The 22,483-nt window shown below is 62.6% G+C and carries 24 protein-coding genes; 7 read left to right on the top strand and 17 right to left on the bottom strand.

The window, feature by feature from the left end:
* Nucleotides 1-29: 29 nt before the first annotated feature.
* Genes E5720_RS18780 through E5720_RS18765 form a run of 4 tightly spaced genes read right to left on the bottom strand, consistent with a single transcriptional unit; the run spans nt 30 to nt 3,493 of the window.
* The gene (locus E5720_RS18780; RefSeq protein WP_136171889.1) at nt 30-638 is read right to left on the bottom strand and encodes a response regulator transcription factor; all 609 of its coding nucleotides are present in this window, start codon (nt 636-638) and stop codon (nt 30-32) included.
* Complete coding sequence (locus tag E5720_RS18775) at nt 635-1,753, bottom strand: histidine kinase (RefSeq protein WP_136171888.1); 1,119 nt, start codon at nt 1,751-1,753, stop codon at nt 635-637. The genes E5720_RS18780 and E5720_RS18775 overlap by 4 nt, the downstream gene beginning before the upstream one ends.
* A gap of 43 nt (nt 1,754-1,796) precedes the next feature.
* Entirely contained in the window at nt 1,797-2,585 is a 789-nt protein-coding gene (locus tag E5720_RS18770) for an ABC transporter permease (protein WP_136171887.1), read from the bottom strand.
* Nucleotides 2,582-3,493 (bottom strand): ABC transporter ATP-binding protein, encoded by a 912-nt coding sequence (locus E5720_RS18765; protein WP_136171886.1) that lies wholly within the window; start codon nt 3,491-3,493, stop codon nt 2,582-2,584. Before E5720_RS18765 ends, E5720_RS18770 begins: the two co-directional genes overlap by 4 nt.
* A 102-nt stretch (nt 3,494-3,595) precedes the next feature.
* Here E5720_RS18765 and E5720_RS22305 point away from each other — a divergent pair, with 102 nt between their 5' ends.
* Nucleotides 3,596-5,626 (top strand): TPM domain-containing protein, encoded by a 2,031-nt coding sequence (locus E5720_RS22305; protein ID WP_136171885.1) that lies wholly within the window; start codon nt 3,596-3,598, stop codon nt 5,624-5,626.
* 85 nt (nt 5,627-5,711) lie between these two features.
* Here E5720_RS22305 and E5720_RS18755 read toward each other — a convergent pair whose 3' ends face one another.
* A complete protein-coding gene (locus tag E5720_RS18755) occupies nt 5,712-7,097 on the bottom strand; it encodes a glycine--tRNA ligase (protein WP_136171884.1) in 1,386 nt (461 codons plus the stop codon).
* 218 nt (nt 7,098-7,315) lie between these two features.
* Here E5720_RS18755 and E5720_RS18750 point away from each other — a divergent pair, with 218 nt between their 5' ends.
* Together E5720_RS18750 and E5720_RS18745 are read left to right on the top strand one after the other, a co-directional pair.
* Complete coding sequence (locus E5720_RS18750) at nt 7,316-7,711, top strand: metalloregulator ArsR/SmtB family transcription factor (RefSeq protein ID WP_168708383.1); 396 nt, start codon at nt 7,316-7,318, stop codon at nt 7,709-7,711.
* An 8-nt stretch (nt 7,712-7,719) separates the two neighbouring features.
* The gene (locus tag E5720_RS18745) at nt 7,720-8,160 is read left to right on the top strand and encodes a Fur family transcriptional regulator (RefSeq protein WP_136171883.1); all 441 of its coding nucleotides are present in this window, start codon (nt 7,720-7,722) and stop codon (nt 8,158-8,160) included.
* A 22-nt stretch (nt 8,161-8,182) separates the two neighbouring features.
* Here E5720_RS18745 and E5720_RS18740 read toward each other — a convergent pair whose 3' ends face one another.
* Genes E5720_RS18740 through recO form a run of 3 tightly spaced genes read right to left on the bottom strand, consistent with a single transcriptional unit; the run spans nt 8,183 to nt 10,170 of the window.
* The gene (locus E5720_RS18740; protein WP_136171882.1) at nt 8,183-8,578 is read right to left on the bottom strand and encodes a hypothetical protein; all 396 of its coding nucleotides are present in this window, start codon (nt 8,576-8,578) and stop codon (nt 8,183-8,185) included.
* Nucleotides 8,571-9,380: an isoprenyl transferase gene (locus tag E5720_RS18735; protein ID WP_210730071.1), complete on the bottom strand. Its 810-nt coding sequence runs from the start codon at nt 9,378-9,380 to the stop codon at nt 8,571-8,573. Before E5720_RS18735 ends, E5720_RS18740 begins: the two co-directional genes overlap by 8 nt.
* On the bottom strand, nt 9,346-10,170 hold the full coding sequence (gene recO / locus E5720_RS18730) for a DNA repair protein RecO (RefSeq protein ID WP_136171880.1): 825 nt from the start codon (nt 10,168-10,170) through the stop codon (nt 9,346-9,348). The genes E5720_RS18735 and recO overlap by 35 nt, the downstream gene beginning before the upstream one ends.
* 47 nt (nt 10,171-10,217) lie before the next feature.
* Here recO and E5720_RS18725 point away from each other — a divergent pair, with 47 nt between their 5' ends.
* Nucleotides 10,218-11,621, top strand: a complete 1,404-nt coding sequence (locus E5720_RS18725; RefSeq protein ID WP_136171879.1) for an amidase — start codon at nt 10,218-10,220, stop codon at nt 11,619-11,621.
* A 98-nt stretch (nt 11,622-11,719) separates the two neighbouring features.
* Nucleotides 11,720-12,610, top strand: coding sequence for a hypothetical protein (locus tag E5720_RS18720; protein WP_247596354.1), 891 nt, complete (start codon nt 11,720-11,722; stop codon nt 12,608-12,610).
* A gap of 21 nt (nt 12,611-12,631) precedes the next feature.
* Here the strand turns inward: E5720_RS18720 and E5720_RS18715 are convergent, their stop codons facing one another.
* The 3 genes from E5720_RS18715 to E5720_RS18705 all read right to left on the bottom strand — a co-directional run bounded on the left by E5720_RS18715 (nt 12,632) and on the right by E5720_RS18705 (nt 15,601).
* Entirely contained in the window at nt 12,632-12,955 is a 324-nt protein-coding gene (locus E5720_RS18715) for a hypothetical protein (RefSeq protein WP_136171877.1), read from the bottom strand.
* The gene (locus E5720_RS18710) at nt 12,952-14,163 is read right to left on the bottom strand and encodes a cation:proton antiporter (RefSeq protein WP_136171876.1); all 1,212 of its coding nucleotides are present in this window, start codon (nt 14,161-14,163) and stop codon (nt 12,952-12,954) included. The genes E5720_RS18715 and E5720_RS18710 overlap by 4 nt, the downstream gene beginning before the upstream one ends.
* Before the next feature lie 85 nt (nt 14,164-14,248).
* Entirely contained in the window at nt 14,249-15,601 is a 1,353-nt protein-coding gene (locus tag E5720_RS18705; RefSeq protein WP_136171875.1) for a hypothetical protein, read from the bottom strand.
* Nucleotides 15,602-15,868: 267 nt separating this feature from the next.
* Here E5720_RS18705 and E5720_RS18700 point away from each other — a divergent pair, with 267 nt between their 5' ends.
* Nucleotides 15,869-16,177 carry an amphi-Trp domain-containing protein gene (locus E5720_RS18700; RefSeq protein WP_136171874.1) on the top strand — a complete coding sequence of 103 codons (309 nt, stop codon included), beginning with the start codon at nt 15,869-15,871 and terminating at the stop codon, nt 16,175-16,177.
* Between the two features lie 166 nt (nt 16,178-16,343).
* A complete protein-coding gene (locus E5720_RS18695; protein ID WP_136171873.1) occupies nt 16,344-16,724 on the top strand; it encodes an SHOCT domain-containing protein in 381 nt (126 codons plus the stop codon).
* Between the two features lie 201 nt (nt 16,725-16,925).
* Here E5720_RS18695 and era read toward each other — a convergent pair whose 3' ends face one another.
* The 6 genes from era to E5720_RS18665 all read right to left on the bottom strand — a co-directional run bounded on the left by era (nt 16,926) and on the right by E5720_RS18665 (nt 22,483).
* Entirely contained in the window at nt 16,926-17,840 is a 915-nt protein-coding gene (gene era, locus E5720_RS18690; RefSeq protein WP_136171872.1) for a GTPase Era, read from the bottom strand.
* A gap of 68 nt (nt 17,841-17,908) precedes the next feature.
* The gene (locus E5720_RS18685) at nt 17,909-19,219 is read right to left on the bottom strand and encodes a hemolysin family protein (protein WP_136171871.1); all 1,311 of its coding nucleotides are present in this window, start codon (nt 19,217-19,219) and stop codon (nt 17,909-17,911) included.
* A complete protein-coding gene (gene ybeY / locus E5720_RS18680; RefSeq protein ID WP_084344756.1) occupies nt 19,216-19,758 on the bottom strand; it encodes an rRNA maturation RNase YbeY in 543 nt (180 codons plus the stop codon). Before ybeY ends, E5720_RS18685 begins: the two co-directional genes overlap by 4 nt.
* Nucleotides 19,759-19,797: 39 nt before the next feature.
* Nucleotides 19,798-20,814: a PhoH family protein gene (locus tag E5720_RS18675; RefSeq protein WP_210730070.1), complete on the bottom strand. Its 1,017-nt coding sequence runs from the start codon at nt 20,812-20,814 to the stop codon at nt 19,798-19,800.
* A 128-nt stretch (nt 20,815-20,942) separates the two neighbouring features.
* Nucleotides 20,943-21,710, bottom strand: a complete 768-nt coding sequence (locus E5720_RS18670; RefSeq protein ID WP_136171869.1) for an alpha/beta hydrolase — start codon at nt 21,708-21,710, stop codon at nt 20,943-20,945.
* Nucleotides 21,710-22,483, bottom strand: coding sequence for a 16S rRNA (uracil(1498)-N(3))-methyltransferase (locus E5720_RS18665; RefSeq protein ID WP_136171868.1), 774 nt, complete (start codon nt 22,481-22,483; stop codon nt 21,710-21,712). Before E5720_RS18665 ends, E5720_RS18670 begins: the two co-directional genes overlap by 1 nt.

The raw sequence follows: 22,483 nt of genomic DNA, 5'->3' as shown, positions 1-22,483 counted from the left end.
ATAGGCGCGCGGGAACTCGGCGTCGGTGGTCAGAGCCAACCGCGATCCAGGGCGATCCGAATCGCTTCGGCACGTGTGGTGGTGCCGGTCTTACCGATGGCCGCGGACAGATGATTGCGTACCGTCCCCTCGGACAGATGAAGCGTCGCCGCCATCCGCCCAGCCGTGCCACCTGCTACTGCTGCCCGGAGAACTTGCTGCTCACGCGAAGTCAACGGCGATACTCCGGCGGTCAGTGTCTCCGTGGCCAGCGTCGGATCGACGACGCGGAGGCCCATGTTCACGCGACGGACCGCATCGGCCAGCTGCCGGGCCGGGGTGTCTTTGACCACGAATCCGTCGGCGCCTGCGTCGAGGGCGCGTCGTAGGTAACCGGGGCGGCCGAAGGTTGTGACGATCAACACTCGACACGAGGGCACGTGGGTGCGCAGTTCCGCGGTGGCAGCGATCCCGTCGATACCCGGCATTTCCACATCGAGGAGCGCAACGTCGGGTGTGTGTTCCAGCGCCGCGGCAACGACCTGATCGCCGCGGCCGACTTCGGCCACCACCTCGAGATCGGATTCGAGCTCGAGCAGGGCAGCCAAAGCTCCGCGCACCAACGCTTGATCGTCGGCGAGCAACAGTCGAATTGTCATTGCGACATCACTTCCACTCGAAAACCACCGGATTTTCCGCTGCCGAGCACGAGAGTGCCGTTGGCAGCTTTCACTCGTTCACCGAGACCACGAAGACCATTTCCCTCGGAGGCCATGTCCGTACCCATCCCACGGCCATCGTCGGACACGACGATCGATGTTCGATCGAGTGCGACCGAACATCGTTGCGCACCACTGTGCCTGATGACGTTGGTGACGCCCTCACGCAACGCCCAACCGAACAGTTCACGGTTTCGCAGAGGGACATCGTCGGCGTCGGCAGGCAGGTCAGCTCCGATCCCCGCAGCGTCGAGCGCCGATCGTGCATTGCCGAGCTCCACCGCGATGTCCACGCGGCGAGCACCGCTGACCGTGCTGCGCACATCGCCGAGCGCTTCCCGGGCCAATGCTTCGACTTGTGCGATCTCGACAGCGGCTCGCGCAGGGTCGAGGTCGATCAGACGTCCGGCCAGTTCGGCTTTGACGGTGATCACGGTGAGTGAGTGTCCGAGGATGTCGTGGACATCGCGCCCCATTCGTTCGCGTTCGGCGACGATGGCGAGGTCCGCCAATTGTTGCCGGGCCTCGGCAAGTTCGTGGTTTCGCCGGAAGATCTGCGTAATACCCCAGGCGGCAAGGGCACTCACGATGAGTTGGAATCCGAAGAAGCTGTCCGGTTCCCAGTCCGGAACGACCCGGGGTAGCAACTCGACGGCAGCCAACATCGCAGCAACGAGTGTGATCGACTGTGCCGTTGGCAAGATCATCACAGCGAGAACAGAGATGTAGATGGTCAGACCGAACGCAGTCGTCCCCAGCAGCAGAGAAAGTACAGCCGTGATCGCGAGCATCGGGACAAGCGCACCCCAGGCCAGCGTCAGTGACAGCGGTCGATCGTGTCGGTGCCCGTTCCGCAATCCCCAGAAGGCAGCAAGAAAAACTACCCCGAACACGAGCACGATCGCGATGCCGCCGAACTGGGCGAACCGCGACGGTTTGTCGAGCAGCTCTCCGATCGGATAGACAAGGTAGATCAACCAGGCTGCAGCGAAAACGGGCCCGAATCGCCAGAATCGATCCTTGCCGTCGTGCGCCTGAGGTTCCGGCTCACTCATGCTGCCTACGTTATCCGTGTAGCCAGCATGAGTGAGCGAAGAATCAGACACGTTGGGTATCGCGACGGAATAGCACGGCGGCACCGAAGATGAATACGCCTGCCCACACCGCGAGATTGAGCACGGCCACCGCGAGGGTAGCGGCGCTGGGATCGGTGAAGGGAGCGCGTGCCACCGTGGCGAGCCCGTAGAGCGGGGTGAACTTGGAGACAAAAGGGAACCAGCCGCTGTCGGCCAACGGCACGAACAGCCCGCCTGCGAACGCGAGAACGGCGAGAACTGGGCCGAGTACCTGCATGACGTTCTCGGACGGCAGGAGATATCCCATGAACAATCCGAAGGCCGCGAAGACCGAACTACCGAGCCATGCGATGACGCCCGTCGAGATCCACACCCAGATAGGCATATCGGCACCGAAGACGGCAGCGACCGCGAACACCACGACGATCGAGGCCAGTCCCATGGTCATCGCCACCAACATCTTGGTGACGATGTAGGCGACCGGCTTCAACGGGGTCAAACGCAGTTGTCGACTCCATCCCTGTGCACGTTCGACGGACACCATTGCGCCCCCGCTGGTAGCGGCGAGCATTGCCCCGTAGACCGCCATGCTGATGGCGATGAACGCGGTGACGTTGCCATGTGCGAACGCATAGTTCGACGAGTAGTCCGATGCGGTTCCGAAGATGACGAAGAACACCGGCGGCATGACGAGGGTGAACAGCACCGTCCGACGGTTGCGAATCAATCTCTTGATCTCCAGGCCGAGGAATGTGGGGCTGAATCCGCCGAGCCTCAGGGTCGGACGTGAAGTCGTGTGTGTTGCGGTCATATCGAACTCCCTGCGAGATCTGACGGATGGTCGGTGGTCAGTGCGAGAAATGCGTCTTCGAGTCCCCGAGAGACAATTTCGAGATCGACGGCATCGATGCCGAGCAGGTAGCGCGCGACGGCATCCGAGTCCTGTCCGTGGACGATCACTCGATCCCCCCGCGTTTCCACTCGGTCGACCCCCGGAAGTGCCAGGAGTGCTCGCTGGTCGACGTCTACCGCCGTGGCAGACACGGTGCGACCCGATGCCAGGTTCTTGACCTCCGCGGCACTGCCGTCGGCGACGATCCGCCCGTGGCGAAGCAGCACGATGCGATCTGCGTAGGCATCGGCCTCGTCGAGATAGTGGGTAGCGAAAAGAACGGTGCGCCCGCTTCTCGCGTCGGTGCGAATGGCGTTCCAGAAATCACGCCGCCCCTCCACATCCATTCCGGTCGTCGGCTCGTCGAGGACGAGCAGATCGGGTTCGGGCAGAAGTGCCAATGCGAACCGCAAGCGTTGCTGCTCACCGCCCGAGCACTTCGCGACACGTCGGTCGGCGATGGCGGTGATTCCGGCGCGTTCGATGACCTCGTCGACCGGTTGTGTCCGCGGAAACAATGCAGCGGTGAGCCTGACCGTTTCGCGCACCGTGAGGTCTCTGAGCAGACCGCCCGACTGCATCACGGCCGAGACCCGCCCCGCGCTGATCGCGTCTGCGGGTGTCTCACCGAAGATGCTCACCGTCCCGGAGTCCGGTCGCACCAGACCGAGCATCATGTCGATGGTGGTCGTCTTCCCCGCGCCGTTGGGGCCGAGGAAAGCCACCACTTCCCCCGGTTCGATCCGCAGACTCACATCCGCGACGGCTCGGACATTTCCGAAAGATTTACTCAGGTGGTCCAGATGCACCGAAGGTGTCGTTGTCATGAGAACAACACTGCTCGCGCCGAGGGCGTCGAACCCCTTCCGTGCGTCATGTTCTCGGCATGACATGTGTCATGGGATGTCCTCCCGGTAAGTTCGGTACCTATGGCAGTCGATCAGGCAGAGCACCGGCCCGCGTTCGTTGCGGTCCGGAGAGTTCTTGCATACAGCGCACTCACCACCGTCCTGGGATTCACCGCTTTACTCGGCGCAGCCGGGACCGCCTCGGCCGAACCGCCGTCGCGCCTCGACACGCAGATCACCGACGAAGTGCAGGTGCTCGACGAGCAGAGCACCGGAGATATTCAGGCCGCGATCGATGATCTCTACAACAACAGCCGTATCCGACTCTGGGTTACTTTCGTCTCCGATTTCGACAACTTGTCCTCCGAGAGCTGGGCAGAACAGACGTACACCGCGAGCGATTTCGGGCAGCGGGACGTACTCCTTGCTGTAGCGACGGACGGTCGGGCGTACTATTTCGGGGTCGACAAGTCCTTGACGGAGATCACCGCGGCGGAGCAAGAGTCAATCCGTGTAGATCAGATCGAGCCGGCGTTGGCACAGCGAGATTGGTCCGGCGCGGCCATCTCCACCGCAGGAAGCCTCGACGAGGCCTACACCTCCTCCGGCTCGGACGGGTCCGGTACACCGTGGCTGATCGGCGCGGGCGCGGTGCTCGTCGCCGGCGGCGGAGCTGTCGCCTACTCCTCTCGCCGAAAGAGGAAGCTGCACAAGGCGAGCATCGAAGCAGCGCACACCATCGATCCGACCGATACTGCCGCACTGAGCGCGCTTCCGCTCGATGTACTCGATGCTCGGGCCCATTCCATGCTCGTCGAGACGGACAACGCCGTGCGCGCAAGCGAGGAAGAGTTGACCATCGCGCGATCGGAGTTCGGCGATCGAACTGCAGCGCCGTTCATCAGTGCATACGAGGAAGCAAAGAAAGCACTCGCTTCCGCATTCGAAATGCGGCAACGTCTCGACGACGCCATTCCGGAAACGCCGGATCAACGCCGCTCCATGCTCATTCACATCATTTCCTCGTGCGGCCGAGCCGATCACGAACTCGACTCTCGCGTAGCGGAATTCGAATCGATGCGAGATTTGCTCATCAACGCCGGTTCGAAGCTGGATTCGCTGACGCAGACCGTCGTCGGCCTTACTGTCCGAATCCCGGAATCGCAGCAGATTCTCGAACAATTGCGCACCGAATTTGCGCCGGCTGCGCTCGCATCGATCGAAGCCAATGTCGATATGGCCCGCGAGGCAATCGAACTCGCCGAGTCGAACATCGCCGTCGGCCGGGAGGCAGCTGCACGACCTGCGGGCAAGCAGGGTGAACTGGTCTCCGCCGTCCGAACGGCAGAAAAAGCAGCCGAACACGCACGGGCCTTGCTCGACGCAGTCGACCACGCGCAGAGCGATATCCGCAATGCGATAGCGACGCTTCCGGGCGCCATCGAAGAGGTGCGTAAAGACATCGCCGATGCCGCAACGCTCAGTCGGCACGGTGGGCCCGATTTGGACAAGGCGCGCGCAGCGGCCGAACAGGCACTACGCAATGCCGAGGCGTCCCAGGCATCGGATCCGCTCGGAAGTTACAACCAACTCGTTGCTGCAGACCAACAACTGGACGCAACGATCGAAGACGCAACCGAGGTGAAGGAGCAGGAGGAGCTTCTGCGCGCACGACTCGCGCGTGACATCGGCGGGGCTCAGTCGCAGATCACCGCTGCCAAGGACTACATATCGACCCGACGCGGCGGCGTCGGAGCCGAAGCGCGAACCCGCCTCGCAGAGTCGGAACGGCATTTCGAAGCCGCCCGCCAGCTGGAGTCCTCGGAACCGGCGAAGGCCCTCCAGCATGCTCAGGCCGCAGCTCAATTGGCCACGCAGGCATCTCAGAGCGCGCAGGCCGACGTCCGAGACTGGGAAGATCGCAATCGCCCACGCGGAGGCGGTGGCGGTGGCGGTGGGAATATGGCTGGCGCGGTCCTCGGCGGAATCCTCATCAACAGCGTCCTACGCGGCGGGGGCGGCGGCTTCGGTGGAGGCGGCTTCGGCGGCGGGGGCGGCTTCGGCGGAGGAGGCGGCGGCGGCGGTTTCGGTGGCGGCGGCGGCCGGTTCTAGACGACTGGTCGCGCCCGGTCGCCGAGGTTGTGCGCCTGAGTCGAGGTGACCGAACACGACGTTCGGTCACCTCGACTTCGGTGTTCTAGGCTCCGAGCAACCGCTGCGCGAGGTAGCCCTCGACCTGATCGAGAGCAACCCGCTCCTGCGCCATCGTGTCGCGCTCGCGGATGGTGACGGCATGGTCGTCGAGGGTGTCGAAGTCGACGGTGATGCAGAACGGCGTACCGATCTCGTCCTGGCGACGGTATCGACGGCCGATGGCTCCGGCGTCGTCGAATTCCACATTCCAGTACTGACGCAATTGCTGTGCCAGGTCCTTCGCCTTCGGCGTCAGATCCGCATTACGCGAGAGCGGCAGAACGGCAACCTTGACCGGAGCGAGGCGGCGGTCGAGCTTGAGTACGACGCGCTTGTCGACGCCGCCCTTGGCGTTGGGTGCCTCGTCCTCTGAGTACGCGTCGACGAGGAATGCCATCAGCGAACGAGTCAGACCGGCCGCCGGCTCGATGACGTACGGCGTGTAGCGGGTGTCGGTTGCCTGCTCGTAGTAGCTCAAGTCCTGGCCGGATACCTTCGAGTGCACCGAGAGGTCGTAGTCGGTGCGGTTGGCAACGCCCTCGAGCTCGCCCCAGGCGCTTCCCTGGAAGCCGAAGCGGTACTCGATGTCGACGGTGCGCTTGGAGTAGTGCGAGAGCTTCTCCTTGGCATGCTCGTACAGGCGCAGATTCTCCGGGTCGATACCGAGGTCGGTGTACCACTTCATGCGGTAGTCGATCCAGTACTCGTGCCACTCCTCGTCCTCGCCGGGCTTGACGAAGAATTCCATCTCCATCTGCTCGAACTCGCGAGTGCGGAAGATGAAGTTTCCGGGGGTGATTTCGTTGCGGAAGCTCTTGCCGATCTGGCCGATGCCGAACGGCGGCTTCTTGCGCGACGTCGTCAGCACGTTGGCGAAGTTCACGAAGATGCCCTGAGCGGTCTCGGGCCGCAGGTAGTGCAGCCCTTCCTCGTTGTCGACCGGTCCGAGGAACGTCTTGAGCAGGCCCGAGAACGCGCGCGGTTCGGTCCATTGGCCCGGGTCGCCGGTCTCGGGATCGCGGATATCGGCGAGGCCGTTCTCCGGCGGATGACCGTGCTTCTCCTCGTAGGCTTCGAGAAGATGATCGGCGCGGTAGCGCTTGTGGGTGATCAGAGATTCGACGAGCGGATCACTGAAGGTTTCGACGTGACCCGACGCTTCCCAGACCTGACGCGGCAGAATGACCGAAGAGTCGAGGCCGACGGTGTCTTCGCGGCTGGTGACCATGTTCCGCCACCACTGCTTCTTGATGTTCTCTTTGAGCTCGACGCCCAGCGGGCCGTAGTCCCAGGCAGACTTGGTACCGCCGTAGATCTCGCCGCAGGGGTATACGAGACCTCGACGCTTGGCGAGGTTGGCGACGGTGTCGACTTTGGACTTGGGTGCCACTGGCGGAGCTCTCCATCTTCGGTGTTCGAGGGGGTAGTTGCAGGCGCTTGGCCTCGCGCCAGCCTATCGGTCGAGCGGCGTATCTCCGAACGGTCCCCATTTGGTTTGACATGCATACTCCTGCATATCAAAATGGAAGTGATTTGCATTAACACCAAGTGCGTGCGCCTGACACCGGCGAAAGACGTTCTGAAAGTAGGGAGATCCTCTTGGCAACGATGGAGACGAACCCCTCACACCGCAACGATGGTGCTGCCGACGATCCCCCATCTCAGGCTCTCGACGACCATTCCCACGACCCGTTCGCATCTGCTCCCCCGGCACCGATCCCACCCAAAGAAACACTCGCAGCCGCCGGCGACATCCTGCGCGCTCTCGCTGCACCGGTACGTATCGCGATCGTGCTTCAACTACGCGAATCGGAGCGCTGCGTACACGAGCTGGTCGGCGCCCTCGGCGTCACACAGCCGTTGATCAGCCAACACCTGCGGGTTCTCAAGGCTGCCGGGGTCGTCCGCGGTGAACGCAACGGCCGCGAAGTTCTCTACCGTCTCGTCGACGATCATCTGTCACACATCGTCGTCGACGCCGTCGCACATGCCGAGGAAGGCTGAAGTTACCCATGACCGACAGTTCGTCGACCGACACCGCCCGTCCCCGAAAGCCCGTCGTAGTCGGGGTGCGGGCCACGAAACAACGGAGCGCGATCTCCGACCTCTTGGACAGCATCGAGGAGTTCCGATCCGCGCAGGATCTGCACGACGAACTCCGCAAGCGCGGAGAAGGTATCGGCCTCACCACCGTCTACCGCACGTTGCAGACCCTCGCCGACGCAGGCACCGTGGACGTTCTTCGCATCGACACCGGTGAATCGGTGTATCGGCGATGCTCGTCCGGGCATCACCACCATCTGGTGTGCCGACTCTGTGGCTACACCGTGGAGGTCGAGGGCGCAGACGTGGAGAAATGGTCGCAGGACGTCGCCGAGGACAACGGCTTCAGCGACGTCAGCCACACGGTCGAAATTTTCGGTACCTGCAGCGAGTGCCGAGCAGGCTCCTAGCTCGGCCCTTCACGAGCAGGCGTCACGGCAAGAGTCCTACACGTGCCTTCTCGACGCCTGCGAGCACGAGGACCAGCATCGTCATCAGCGGTTCGTCGTCGAGGCCGCTGGCCGGGAATGTGTACCGCAGCAGTACGTCGGCCATCTTTCCGTTGACATTGACCGAGATCGAGCCGAACTGCGACTCGGCGTTTCGATCTGCGACCTTCTTGTGCAGTGAGGCCTTCACCGGGCGATCCCACGCCAGAACCGCTGTCAGAGAAAGCACTTCGAGACCCGGCGACAGCACGAGCGAACGCAACGAGCACAAGGCCCCCGCGTAGTCGAACCCCAGCGACCCCTCCTCCGCCACTGTGACGGTAGCGAACTGGGTCAGCGCAATCTGGGCGCGGGATTGCAAGGACAACTGTTCACTCATACTTGACTCCACCGAATCTGCGGTCTCTGGAAGCGAATTCGACACATGCCGCCCACAGATCCCGGCGGTCGAAGTCCGGGAACAGCTTCTTTTGAAATACGAACTCCGCGTAGGCCGATTGCCACAGCAGGAAGTTGGACGTGCGCTGCTCACCGGACGGACGCAGAAACAGGTCGACGTCGGGCATGTCGGGCTCGTCGAGATACTTCGCGACGGTCGCCTCGGTGATCTTCTCCGGGTCGAGTTTTCCCTGCGCAACCAGCCGCGCTATTTCCTTTGTCGCGTCGGCAATTTCGGCCCGTCCGCCATAGTTGACACACATCGTCAGCGTCATGACGGTGTTGTGCTTCGTCAACTCCTCGGCGACCTCGAGCTCCTTGATCACACTGCGCCACAGGCGAGGTCGACGGCCGGCCCACCGAACGCGAACACCCATCTCGTTCATTTCGTCGCGCCGACGCCGGATGACATCGCGGTTGAATCCCATCAGGAATTTCACCTCTTCGGGACTACGCTTCCAGTTCTCCGTCGAGAACGCATACGCCGAGAGCCATTTCACCCCGATGTCGATGCAGCCACTGACCGTATCCATGAGCACGGCCTCGCCGCGCTCGTGTCCCGCGGTACGCGGCAGGCCTCGGTCCTGCGCCCACCGACCGTTGCCGTCCATGACCAACGCGACATGCCGTGGAATCAGCTCGGGCTGCAGGATCGGCGGCCGGGCGCCCGACGGATGCGGGTCCGGTGGGCGTACAGCGATCTCCTCGTCAGGCCGGGTACGCGGTTCGCGTCGTCGAATCACGGTCTTCATCCTGCCCGACGGTGGATATTCGGACCGACTCAGCCTCGACCTGATGCGGCTTCGATCGTTCGATCAGGGGCAACGTCCGCAACTGACGCTCGAGATGCCATTGCAGATGCGCGGCGACAAGGCCACTCGCCTGGCTACGCACCGCAGTCGACGTCGTCTCGGTGTAGACCCACTCACCACGCTCGAGGGCAACCATCAGGTCGAGTACACCGGCCATCGGGGTCGCCGCCCCGGGTGGCCTGCAGTGAACGCAGACGGAGCCACCTGCCGCGACATGGAACGCCCGATGTGGGCCGGGAGCGGCGCACCGGGCGCACTCGGTCAACGACGGCGCCCACCCGGCGTACCCCATTGCGCGCAGCAGGAAGGCGTCGAGGACCAACTCTGGTGGACGAGCACGGTCGCCTAGTGCGCGCAGCGCCCCGACAGTCAGTTGATGAAGACGCCTGGCGGGTGCATGTTCTTCGCCCGCCAGGCGTTCTGCCGTTTCGAGAATCGCGCATCCGGTGGTGTAACAGCCGTAGTCGGTCACGATATCGCCGCCGAAGGCGTCGATGGTGTGGACCTGCGTGACGATGTCGAGGTTACGTCCGGGGTAGAGAAGAACGTCGACGTGAGCGAACGGCTCCAGCCTCGCCCCGAACTTGGACTTCGTGCGGCGGACGCCCTTCGCGACGGCCCGGACGATTCCGTTGTCTCGGGTCAGGAGCGTGACAATCCGATCGGCTTCGCCCAGCTTGTGCTGGCGCAGCACGACTGCGTTGTCCCGATAGAGCCTCACGTGTTCAATCCTCCCACGCTGGTCCGGCTGTTCGATACTGTGCCAGCGTGGACTTTTCTCGCGCGACCCTCGTCGAACAGGCCGCAGCACTCGCAGCAGGCCGCATCACCTCGGTTCAGGCCGTCACCGAGTCGCTGGACCGGATCGAGAAGAGTCAGCCAACTCTGAATGCGTTCCGCATCGTGCGAGGTGACGCCGCACTACAGGAGGCCTGGGAAGCCGATCGACTACGTGCAACGGGGCACACTGCTCCCCTTCTGGGTGTGCCGATCGCGGTGAAGGACGACGTCGATGTCACCGGTGAACCGACGGCCTTCGGATGTGCCGGGGAGTTCCCGCGGGCAGCCGCCGATTCGGAGGTAGTGCGCAGACTTCGCGACGCCGGGGCCGTCATAGTTGGTAAAACGAACAGTCCGGAGCTCGGACAGTGGCCGCTCACCGGCGGTAGCGCGTTCGGGCACACTCGAAATCCCTGGAGCCGTACACACACGCCCGGCGGTTCGTCCGGCGGAAGTTCGGCAGCGGTTGCCGCCGAATTGGTTTCGGCTGCGCTGGGTTCCGATGGTGCGGGCTCGGTGCGCATTCCGGCGTCGTGGACCAATCTCGTCGGAATCAAACCGCAGCGTGGACGCATCTCGACGTGGCCGCAGCCCGAGGCCTTCAATGGCATCACCGTCATCGGCCCGTTGGCGAGGACCGTCGCTGATGCGGCACTTCTGCTCGATATCGTCTCGGGCAGTCACGAGGGCGATCTGCACAAGCCCGCTCCGTTGCAGGTCTCGGACTCGGTCGGGCGCAATCCAGGCCCGCTCAGGATCGCGCTGAGCCTGCGCAAGCCGTTCATTCCGACACCCTCGAAACTGGACCCCGAGATCTCGGCGGCGGCCTACGAGATGGCAGCGGTGCTGCGGTCATTGGGCCATCACGTCGTCGTTGACGATCCGAAATACGGAATTACGTTGGGGCTCAATTTCCTTCCCCGTTCACTGGCCGGTGTGGCAGCCTGGCTCGATCAGCTCCCGGATGCGTCGCTGGCCGATCCTCGGACCCGTGCCAACGCAAAACACGGGCGCGCCCTTTCCGGTGCCCCGCTGCGCGCAGCTCGCGCCGCGGAACCGCGGATCCGGCGTCGTATCGGCCGAATATTCGACGAATACGACATCGTGCTGGCTCCGACGACGGCTACTCCACCGCCGCTGATCGAAGCAATCGACGACAAAACCAACAGCGAGACCGACCGCATCATCACCGAACACTGTCCCTACACCTGGCCGTGGAACGTTCTCGGATGGCCGAGTGTGAACATCCCGGCCGGCTTCACCACGAACGGCCTGCCGATCGGTCTGCAATTGATGGGCCACGAATCCTCGGAACCGCTGCTGGTCTCCGTTGCCGCACAACTGGAGAATGTGCTGCAATGGCACCTCGAGCGACCCGAACAGTGGTGGTGAGCGGCACCGTCGACCTACTCCCACTTCATCTGCCACGGACGAAGACACACCCACCCAACCTGAGTTGAGTCGACGGGGTGAGGCCGACAAGATTGTCCGTGGTTCTGGCCCGGGAGGCTCGCCACGCGCGAACCGAAGCAGATGGCTGGTTCGAGAGAACCTCACCCGGCAGGACGTTTCGGCGGGTGATCGAAGAGATCGTGGCAATCGAACTCTTCGATCGTGCAATGACGCTCGCCGCCAAGATCTTCACGTCGGTTCTCCCCGTCATCATTGTGGGCACGACGCTCACCGGCGGTGACATCGTCGCACACGGAATCGACGATCAGTTCGGATTCGACCCGGCCGGCGGACCCCTCGGAGGTGGTGGACTACAAGCGAATGATCCTTCTTTTGCCGCGTTCGGCGTCGTGGGACTACTGATGGTCGTCATCAGCGGCACCTCGTTCGCTCGCACCCTCACCCGGATCTACGCGAAAATCTGGAACATGCCGCCGAGTGGTCTCAATCATGCTTGGCGGTGGATGGCAGTCCTGTTCACAGTCGCCATGTCGGTACCGCTGCTCGGAATCGCCCGCTCGGTTGCCGAGCTCAGGTTCGTCGGCAGACCCCTGGCGCTTGTGGTGGAGTTCGCCGTATGGCTGTTCGTGTGGGTACTCACCCCGCATCTGCTCACAGGAGGCTGGGTATCCGGCCGAGTGCTGTGGGCTACCGGCGCTCTCACCGCGGCGGGGCTCACTGCTTTTCGCGCCGGAGGACGCGTCGTCCTCCCCCGAATCACCGAGACCGCAGAAGCGCAATTCGGCCAATGGGGTCTGGTATTCACTTCGATCAGCTGGCTGTTCGGGTACTCCGTCATCATCGTCGGTGCCGCTGCTGTCACCAAGGCTCTCGCCCTCGACGAAGGAACGATCGGCCGGGTTCTTCGCGGTCCCGAACCCGCGTTGGTTCCCGAGCGCACCGATCCCTCGACGAAGGGAGATTCGTGAGGTGGGAGCGGGCACCTGCCACTAGCATCGAGGACACGGTCGATGTAGAAGCATGCCGATCACGGAGGTGTGGTTATGAGTCTTCACTACGAACAAACGCCCTTCCGTCAGCCAGCGCTGGGCGGCACGGGCCGCTTTCGGCGCGGCGATCGGTGCGGTGGCTGTACTCGTCGCGTTCGCGGGCGCACGGACGCTGGCGTTGCTCGCGGTGACGGTCGGTGCCCTCGTCGTCGGGGTCGCGGCGTTCTTCTGGTTCCTTACCAGTCGTGGTGCGATCCGATGGATCTCGCTGGCCTTGGCGGTATCAGCGCCGATCGTGGTGGTCGGCCGCAGCGAGTCGGTCACGTGCGCTGAGAGGACGATCGATACCACCTCGAGTATCGCCCGGCGAGCGGGGCCGCGGTAAGTCCATGGGCCACAACGGAAAGCCCGATCGTGATCACCGCGGTGGTCAGTAGAAGACTCTCGTGGGGCAATTCGTGAGGTTCTTCGACGATGAGGATGACGAAGACGATAGTAGCGAGACCACGCGGCCCGAACCACCCGACGAACCCAACGGTGGGCGCCCGGGCGTGCAGACCGATCATTGCCCCTGCGACGGGCAACATGCGGACCACGGTGAGGCTCACCACGGCGTACCCGAGCACGGCCCAGGACAAACTACCGAGTGCGGGCCCGAGCAAGACAGCACCGTAGACGATGAATGTCACTGCGCTGGAAAGATCCCCGAATTCCTCGATCAGGTATGACACGTCGCCGCCGGCCCGCCTGCGGATCACTCCGAACGCCAGCCCCCCGACGAATGCTGCGATGAACCCGGAGCCACCGACCCCGACGGCCGCGGTATAGGCGAGTGCAGCAGCCGCTACCGGGACGATCTGAACCCAGAACGGGTCTATCGAGTTTCGACGTCCGGCGAGGACGAGCACAGTTCCCGCAACGACCCCAGCAACGATACCGGCGGCGACACCGTAGCCGATCTGCTCGAGAACCAGGACGGCGGCGGCACCACCTCCGATCGTTCCGGTCTCCGTGTGGGCAATCGCAAGCACGACCAAGAAGATCGGCACGCAGATGCCGTCGTTCAGCCCACTCTCGACGTTGAGACCTTGACGGACCACCGTCGGTAGCGACGGCAGAGTCACGACCGCCTTCCCAAGCGCGGCATCGGTGGGGGCAAGAATCACTGCGAGCAGAATCGCTTCGGGTAGCGAGAAATCGAAGATCATCAGTGCAGCAGCGACTCCGACTGCGATCGTCCCTGGAAGCCCGAACGCGAGCAGTCGGGCAGGCAGCGCAAGCTGGTGCCGTAGTGCGGCGAAGTCGATGCGCGAGGCGTCGACGAACAACACCAACCCGAGCGTCAGTTCGGCGAGAAGTTTGACCGCTTCACCGGCGTAATCCAGTTCGATCAAATCGGACCCTGTTACACCCAGCGCCAAGCCTCCGACGGTGAAGACGATCGGCGCAGTGATCGGGGTTCCGTCGATGCGTCCCGAGATCGCGGCAAACGCGATCAGGAGACCAGCGATGGCGGGCACCGCCCATGTCATGGCCGTACACCTCCGAACTGTCTCGGACATTCGGCAGCATCCGGACATGCCGTCTCGAACATGCTGTCCTCGAACAGGTTCCGCATCATGTCGGTCGACCGTCTTCCGGCGAAACCTCACCGAGCGCGGGCCGTGCAATCAGCTCCACTACCAGCAGAGCTGCGACGGCGACGACCACTGTCACTGCCGCGACAGCACCGGAGGGGTATTTCCACAACACCAGTGTCATCACCGCGATCGCGACGATCCCCGCACGAAGAGGGAGCCGCAACTGCGAGACCACGGACTCGAACCGATTCGGTGCCCGTCCGCCTGCACGACCCCTGATCGCGTCGGTACCTTTGCCGTATGCGGAGCGAACCGCTACTGCCGATCCTGATGAACCGGTGAGATAACCGACGATTGCGATCACCACCGCAAGCACGAATACCGCGCGCAAGGTCGTCTCGAGCGGCACCAGGAGTGTGTCGATCAGTACCGTCGCTGCTTGCGGGGACAACACATCGGCGGGGACCGCATCGAGATACAGCAACCGACCGATGCTGATCGCGACGGCGAGCAGCGCCATGGCCACAGCCAGGCTGACTCCGACGAGCGCACCTGCCCGTCGGCGCATGCCCTTCGGGCTAACCCATACCGCGCCCACCGCTGCGAGCAGGGTCAACCATGGAAGAACCCCGGATGCTTTGTCCAGCAACGATGTTACGCGCTGCGCCTTGACCAGGTCGGGGGCCTGAAACAGTACGAAAGACTTGTCGATCGACGGTATTTTCTCCGCGAACGCGAATCCACGCTCGGTCAGCTTGGCGCGCACCTTGTCGATGATCGGGGCCAGCGAAATACTCACCGTACCTTCGTCACTGACCCCGACGGCCGCTCGGGTGTTGCCGGTCAGCACGGCTGTCAGGGCTTGATGCGCCTCCCGATTGGCCTTGATCCACAGTGTTTCGAATTCGTCGGAGGACACCAGAGACTCCACTGTCTTGTGCACGAACGACTCGGCCTGGTCCGCGATGACCGGGGCGAGACCGACAACCGCGGGTGGCACGCGAGGAGCATTCTCGGTGATCGAGGTCAGGGCCTCGGCGGTTATCGACTCGACATCGAGACGCGTCATGATCTCGTTCGTGATTTGATCTGCGAGCTCACCCTGCAGCACCGGATTCGAACCCAGCGGCGTCACCGTCTCGACATAACGGTCGGCATCGAGAACTTCGCTGCGAGTAAACCTGGCAAGTACGGCGGAGAAGCCCAGAACTGCGACCAAAACCAGAAGCAGGATCGCTGCGATCCAGCGCGCTGTCGAGTGTCCGGCCCGGGTTCGAGTTACCGCGGCCGGTGTGAGCTCCTCGCGCAGTTCGGCCAGCTCTCGCCGCAGACGGTCGAGCTCCCCCCGCTCGGTCGCGCTGAGTGGTTGTTCGGAGCCTGATGAATCCATGTTCGGCCTCTTCTCCGGTGGGCACAATCAGGGCCAAGCAACTGCTCCCTCATCGATGACCTTCCGCGGCTCAGCGCGCAACTGCATCATTCGTATCGGGTGACATTCTTTTCGAGAAGCGGTATTCGCCTTCGGTCCACCCACACGTGGCCCGGCAAGATATAGGGTCGAAACCAACGGATCACGGTGCGGCCGATGCCCCTGATGGCAGCCTTCCGTGTGAGAGAAGTTTCGAGTATCCGCTGCACATCGAAGTCAGGAGTCACGATGGCAAAGTTGGAATTCAAACGCGTATCCGAAATCTCCCGCAAGGAGGTGGCAGAACGAATCATCGCGCTCGGCCACGCTCTCGCCAGCGGTTCGCAAGTGGAGATGGGTTCGGGTGGCGACTCGATATCGATCGTCGTCGCCGATCGCGTTCGGTGGGAACTCGAGATCGAAGTGGACGGAGACGAAACCGAGATCGAAATCGAGATCAGCTGGCGGGACGCCCCTTCCGAGGCTGCCGACAGCGCGCCGACAGAGAAACACGATCCGCCGCGTCGGGCGCGGTCACGCAAGTCGACTCCGAAGTAGGACCAATAATTGGCGCAGACCTCACCCGCCTCGGATGACGCCACGGCCCCCGAGAAATTTTAGAGTTGGATCGTCGAGAGAGCTCGAACCAGCTGTCCGTCACCCCGAGTCGCGACCATCGGCCGAGTCTCGCAGGCCGATGCCCAAGTTCGAAGGAGTTCGAAACATGATCGATTCATTCTGGGAACTGATGTGGTACACACTGATCGTGTTCGCGTTCGTGGCGTATTTGATGATTCTTTTCCAAATTGTCGCCGACCTCTTCCGCGACCGCACCATGTCCGGTTTCGTCAAGGTCATTTGGATCATCCTGCTTGTCGTAATTCCGTACCTCACGGCCTTCGTCTATGTGATCGTGCGCGGTCGCGGTATGACGACTCGACACATCGAGGCACAGCAGTCTTCGAAGGAGGCAACCGACCGATACATCCGAGAGGTCGCCGGAAAGTCCTCTGCAGAGCACATCGCCGACGCCAAGGCGCTGCTCGACGCCGGCACCATCAACCAATCCGAATTCGAAGCGTTGAAAGCCAAGGCAATGAGCTGATTTCTGTGCTGCGACCGGGGTCTGCAAAAGGAAGGAACGCTTGTCCTGGAGCTACATCACGTCGTGCAGCGGATGCGCGGACCCCGGCACAGGCATCACCATAGTTGCCGATCTCGTCGGCGCAACCACGTGCACACGCTCCTCGAACACCATTCGATCCAACCGAGCGCGCGATCCAGCGGCGGGCTCGGCCCGATCGAATCAAAACCCGAGCTTGCCCATCTGCTTGGGATCGGTCTGCCAGTCCTTGGCGATCTTGACGTGCAGGTCGAGGTAGATGCGAGTACCGAGTAGCTTTTCGATCTGCAAGCGCGAGTTGGTACCGACCTCTTTCAACCGAGCACCACCCTTGCCGATGATGATCGCCTTCTGGCTCGAGCGTTCGATGTAAAGGATTGCGTGGACGTCGAGCATGTTGTCGTGGCCCTCGCGAGGAGTGATCTCATCGATGACGACGGCTAGCGAGTGGGGAAGTTCGTCGCGAATTCCTTCGAGCGCGGCCTCTCTGATCAACTCCGCCATCAGGATTTCTTCTGGCTCGTCCGTCAGTTCCCCGTCCGGGTAGAAGGCAGGGCCGGGTGGCAATTCGGAGGCGAGTAGAGAGACCAGCTTCTCCACCTGCTCACCCGATTCGGCAGACACCGGAATCACGTGGCTGCTCTCCCCCAGCAACTTCGACAGAGCCATGAGCTGCTGAACGACGCGTTCTTTCTTGACCTTGTCGATCTTGGTCACGATGCCGATCAGCGTCGTCTTCGGCGAGATGTGGCGAACCTGCTCGAGAATCCAACGATCACCCGGCCCGATCTTTTCGTCGGCGGGGATGCACAGTCCGATGACGTCGACCTCGGAATACGTGTCCTGCACCAGATCATTGAGTCGCTGTCCGAGAAGTGTTCTAGGACGGTGCAATCCAGGGGTGTCGACGAGAATCAACTGCGCATTCTCGCGGTGAACGATCCCACGAATGGTGTGGCGCGTGGTCTGCGGACGCGATGAAGTGATCGCGATCTTGGAACCGACGAGTGCGTTGGTCAGCGTCGACTTTCCGGTGTTCGGCCGACCTACGAAACAAATGAACCCGGACCGAAAATCTTCTTCGCTCGAATCAGACATCGAGCACCTCCCAGCTCTTCCCGCCGCGCGATGCGGCCGGGATGGTTGTATTCGTTCTGCCGCACAGCTCAGGCATCGGACGCTTCTGTCGACGATTCCTCATCGTGATCGTTCTCGAACCTCTCCACCAGAACGGTCGTCACTCGCACTCGACCCTTCTGATCGGCGCCGCCTTCGCCGGTGAATGCCAAGCCGTGCGACTGCACACGCGAGCCTGGAAGCGGTACTCGTCCGAGCTCGTAACCCAGGAGACCACCGACAGTGTCGACATCCTCGGATTCGATGTCGATGTCGAACAACTCGCCGACGTCATCGAGTGGTACGCGCGCAGATACCCGATAGCGTCCGTCACCCAAGTCTTCGATAGGGGCAACTTCACCAGCGTCGTACTCGTCGGCGATCTCTCCGACGATTTCCTCCAACACATCCTCGATGGTGACCAGCCCCGCAGTTCCACCGTATTCGTCGATGAGCACGGCCATGTGCTTACGGTCACGCTGCATTTCGGCGAGCAAACTATCCAACGGCTTGGAGTCCGGTACGAATACTGCCGGCCTCATGACGTCGGTAACCTTCACACCGCGTCCGCCATCGGTGGAGTAGTACGTCTGCTGCACAAGATCTTTCAGGTACACGACGCCGATGATGTCGTCGACGTTCTCACCGATCACCGGAATCCGGGAATGCCCACTGCGCACGGCGAGCGAAGTCGCCTGTCCCGCTGACTTGTCGGACTCGATCCACACCATTTCCGGCCGCGGAACCATCACCTCGCGCGCCGAGGTATCACCGAGTTCGAAGACGGACTGAATCATTCGGCGCTCGTCGTCAGCAACCACTCCACGCTCACGGGCCATGTCGACCAATTCACGCAGTTCGATCTCGGATGCGAACGGGCCGTTGTGGAATCCGCGCCCCGGCGTGATCGCGTTACCGATGAAGATCAGCACGCGGCTCACCGGACCGAGAATCCAGCCGAGGCCTCTCAACGGAAGTGCCGCGAACAGTGCAATCGAGTACGCGTGTTGGCGCCCGAGCGTTCTGGGACCGACACCGATGACAATGTAACTGACCAACACCATCACGACGGCAGTCACGAGAAGCGCGATCGTTTCGTCGAGAACACCTATCAGCCCACCCGCGAGTAGAACTGTGGCAACGATTTCGCACAGGATGCGAAGAAGGACCGTCAGATTCACGTATCGAGGGCGGTCCGCGACGATGGTGAGAAGGCCGATAGCGCCCGGGCGCCCATCTTTGACCATGTCCTCGACGCGGGCCCGCGAGACGGTGTTCAATGCCGAATCCACGGCTGCGAACAAACCTGCGATCGGTACGAGGACGACTGCTGCCACTATCAGCGCAGGCGCATCGCTCACAGGTTGTCGCCGCCGACGAAGCCGGTTTTGCCGAGCAGTCGACTGTCCCTTGCCGCCTGCACTTCGGCTTCTTCTGCGCGACGAAGATCCTCGTACCACTCCGCCAGAATGCGATTCTGAAGAGCGAACATTTCCTTTTCTTCATCCGGTTCGGCGTGGTCGTAGCCGAGTAGATGCAGGACACCGTGGACGGTAAGTAATGCCAACTCGTGTTCGAGAGGATGACCGGCGGCAGCTGCCTGGTCTGCGGCGAAGGACGGGCACAGGACGATATCGCCGAGCATCGACGGTCCCGGCTCGGGAGAATCCGGACGACCGCCGGGCTCGAGTTCGTCCATCGGGAACGACATCACATCCGTCGGGCCCGGTAAGTTCATCCACCGCATGTGCAGGTCAGCCATGGTGGACGAATCGACGAGAACCATCGACAGTTCGGCCGCCGAATGCACGTCCATACTGGCGATTGCGAACCGGGCCACACTTACGAGATCCGTTTCGGAGACTTCCATCCCCGATTCGTTGGACACCTCGATACTCATTGCTGCTCACTCTTTCGACAAGGGACTTTCGAGCAGATTCTATCGGCGAGCAGAGCGCGGCCCTCCAGAGCGTCGCTGTGCCCGATTGCTCAGCGAGAGATCTTGGTTGTTCGTGGACTCGAACCGCTCGTAAGCGTCGACGATCTCCGACACCAGGCGATGTCGAACCACGTCGCTACTGGTCAACTGTGCAAAGTGAATGTCGTCGACGTCGTTGAGTATCTCCGACGCAGCCCGAAGCCCCGAACGTGCGCCACCGGGGAGGTCGACCTGAGTGATATCGCCGGTCACGACGATCTTCGAGCCGAATCCCAGCCTGGTGAGGAACATTTTCATCTGCTCGGCGGTGGTGTTCTGCGCCTCGTCCAGAATGATGAACGCGTCGTTGAGGGTCCGACCGCGCATATACGCCAGCGGAGCGACCTCGATGACACCTGCCTGCATGAGCTTCGGAATCGCCTCGACATCCATCATGTCGTGCAGTGCATCGTGCAGCGGGCGTAGGTACGGATCGATCTTGTCGTGCAACGTGCCGGGCAGAAAGCCGAGACGCTCGCCGGCCTCCACCGCGGGCCGCGTCAAGATGATCCGGCTGACCTGCTTGGCCTGCAACGACTGGACCGCCTTGGCCATCGCCAAATAGGTCTTGCCGGTACCAGCGGGGCCGACACCGAACACGATGGTGTTGGTGTCGATCGCATCGACGTAGCGCTTCTGATTGAGCGTCTTCGGCCGGATGGTCTTGCCTCGACGAGAAAGGATGTCCAGGCTCAGCACTTCGGCCGGTGACTCGGCAACACCTTCGGTCATCATGCCGACTGCCCTGCGTACCGCATCGACGGTCAGCGGCTGCGCGCGCTTGGCGACGGCTGCCAACTCGGAAATAACGCGCTCGGCGAGCGCCACGTCGGTGACCTTGCCACTCAAAGTGACTACGTTTCCTCGGACATGGATGTCGGCGCTCAGAAGCTGCTCGAGGGTCCGCAGGTTCTCGTCGGCGGGTCCCAGTAGCGGGAGAACGGCCTCAGGCGCAAGCTCCATGCTGGACCGAACCATGCGTTCGGTTGGAAGTTCGCTGTGTTCACTCACGTGGTGGCTATGGCCTGCTTTCCGATGTCGACGAGCATGGGCGGGGACGGTGTCTGATTCGAGTTTAACGCGCGTGCGAATGACCGCATTCCCATTTACCCGCCGGCACCGGTGAGCACCGCCGACACCGAGTGCTGCCAGCACCGGGACCCGGCCTCGAGAAACGCGACGTGGTCCTCACCAGGAACGATCGTCAGTTCGGCGTGATCACCGCCGGCGCGTGCCGCTGCTACATAGAGTTCGCTCTGCGACACCGGCACCAGCGTGTCGAGCGATCCATGAATGCAGTGCATCGGGATCGCGGTGGGAACGCGGTGTATCGGCGACGCCGATCGATACAGCTCGGGCGCGTCCTCGTAGTCGGCGTCGAGCAAGGCGCGGACGGCAGGATTGACGATTCCCGACGCCGGACCGGTCATCAAGTCCAGAACACCTGCCTGCGTCACGATCAGCGACGGCGTCAGCGCGCCGCCGCGTCGACCTGCCAGCCACGCGGCCAGGTGTCCGCCGGACGAATGACCGAGTACTCGGACGTTCGCCAGATCGAGTGAGATCGAATCGAGTTCGGCAGCTATGCCGACAAGTGCGTCGAGCGCCGCGCCGACATCGTTGCTCGCTTCGGGCCACAGACCGCCTGCGCCGACCCGGCGATACTCGATGTTCCAGGCCGCGAAACCTGCTCGCGCAAACTCGACGGCGTACCGGGTGCCGAGGCTGGAGCTGTATTGGCCACTCCAGGATCCGCCGTGCACGATCATGACTACAGGTACGGGAGTGCCTGATTCAGCCGCGAAGCGCTCCGGAAGATAGAGGTGCCCGTACTGCTCTTCGTGCTCGCCGTAACCGATTTTGGTTCGCTCCACTACGGCTCACGAAAGTCGAGAGGCTGCTGCGCCCAGCGGTCCGTCGAGACACCGATCGCGCCCAGTGCAACGGCCGCAGCGGTCGAGGTCCGCAGAACCGTCGGACCCAACACGACGGTTCGGGCTCCGGCCGCAGTCAATTTGCCTACTTCACTGTCGTCCAAACCACCTTCAGGACCTACCACCAACAGCACTTCGCTCACCGAACGCAGCGGCAACTCCGAGAACCTGTCGGTTGCCGATTCATGAAGCACTGCAACGATTCCCCCGCGGGCGACGACCCCACGGACCAGTTCGAGTACCGCCGCCGTGTCATGGAGTTCGGCGACGTCCGGAACGAACGGCCTTCGGGACTGCTTGGCCGCGGCGGCAACCGTACTACGCCACCGAGCGACGCCCTTGGCTGTTTTCGCACCTTCCCAACGCGCGACGCATCGGGAGGATTGCCACGGCACGATGGAGTCGACGCCCGCTTCGGTCGCAAGTTCTACGGCCAACTCCGAGCGATCTGCCTTGGGCAGCGCCTGGACGAGCCCCACCGATGGTGTCGGCCGCGGCATGTCGAATCGAGCATCGACCGTCATTTCGAGGCGATCACGCTCGGCGGAGATCACGACGGTGTCGGCGACCCCGCCGTGCCCGTCGGACAGCAAGATTCGTTCGCCCACTCGAATCCGCCGCACTGTGGCGGCATGGTGGCCTTCTTTCCCGTCCAGGACAGCGGTGCTACCGACCTGAGGCAAAGGATCGAGGTAGAAAACGGTGGCCGCCAT

Source organism: Rhodococcus sp. PAMC28707 (genome assembly GCF_004795915.1).
Taxonomy (GTDB): Bacteria; Actinomycetota; Actinomycetes; order Mycobacteriales; family Mycobacteriaceae; genus Rhodococcoides.
Note: the sequence above shows the minus strand (reverse complement) of the source record. Positions and strands in the feature narration are given on the sequence as shown.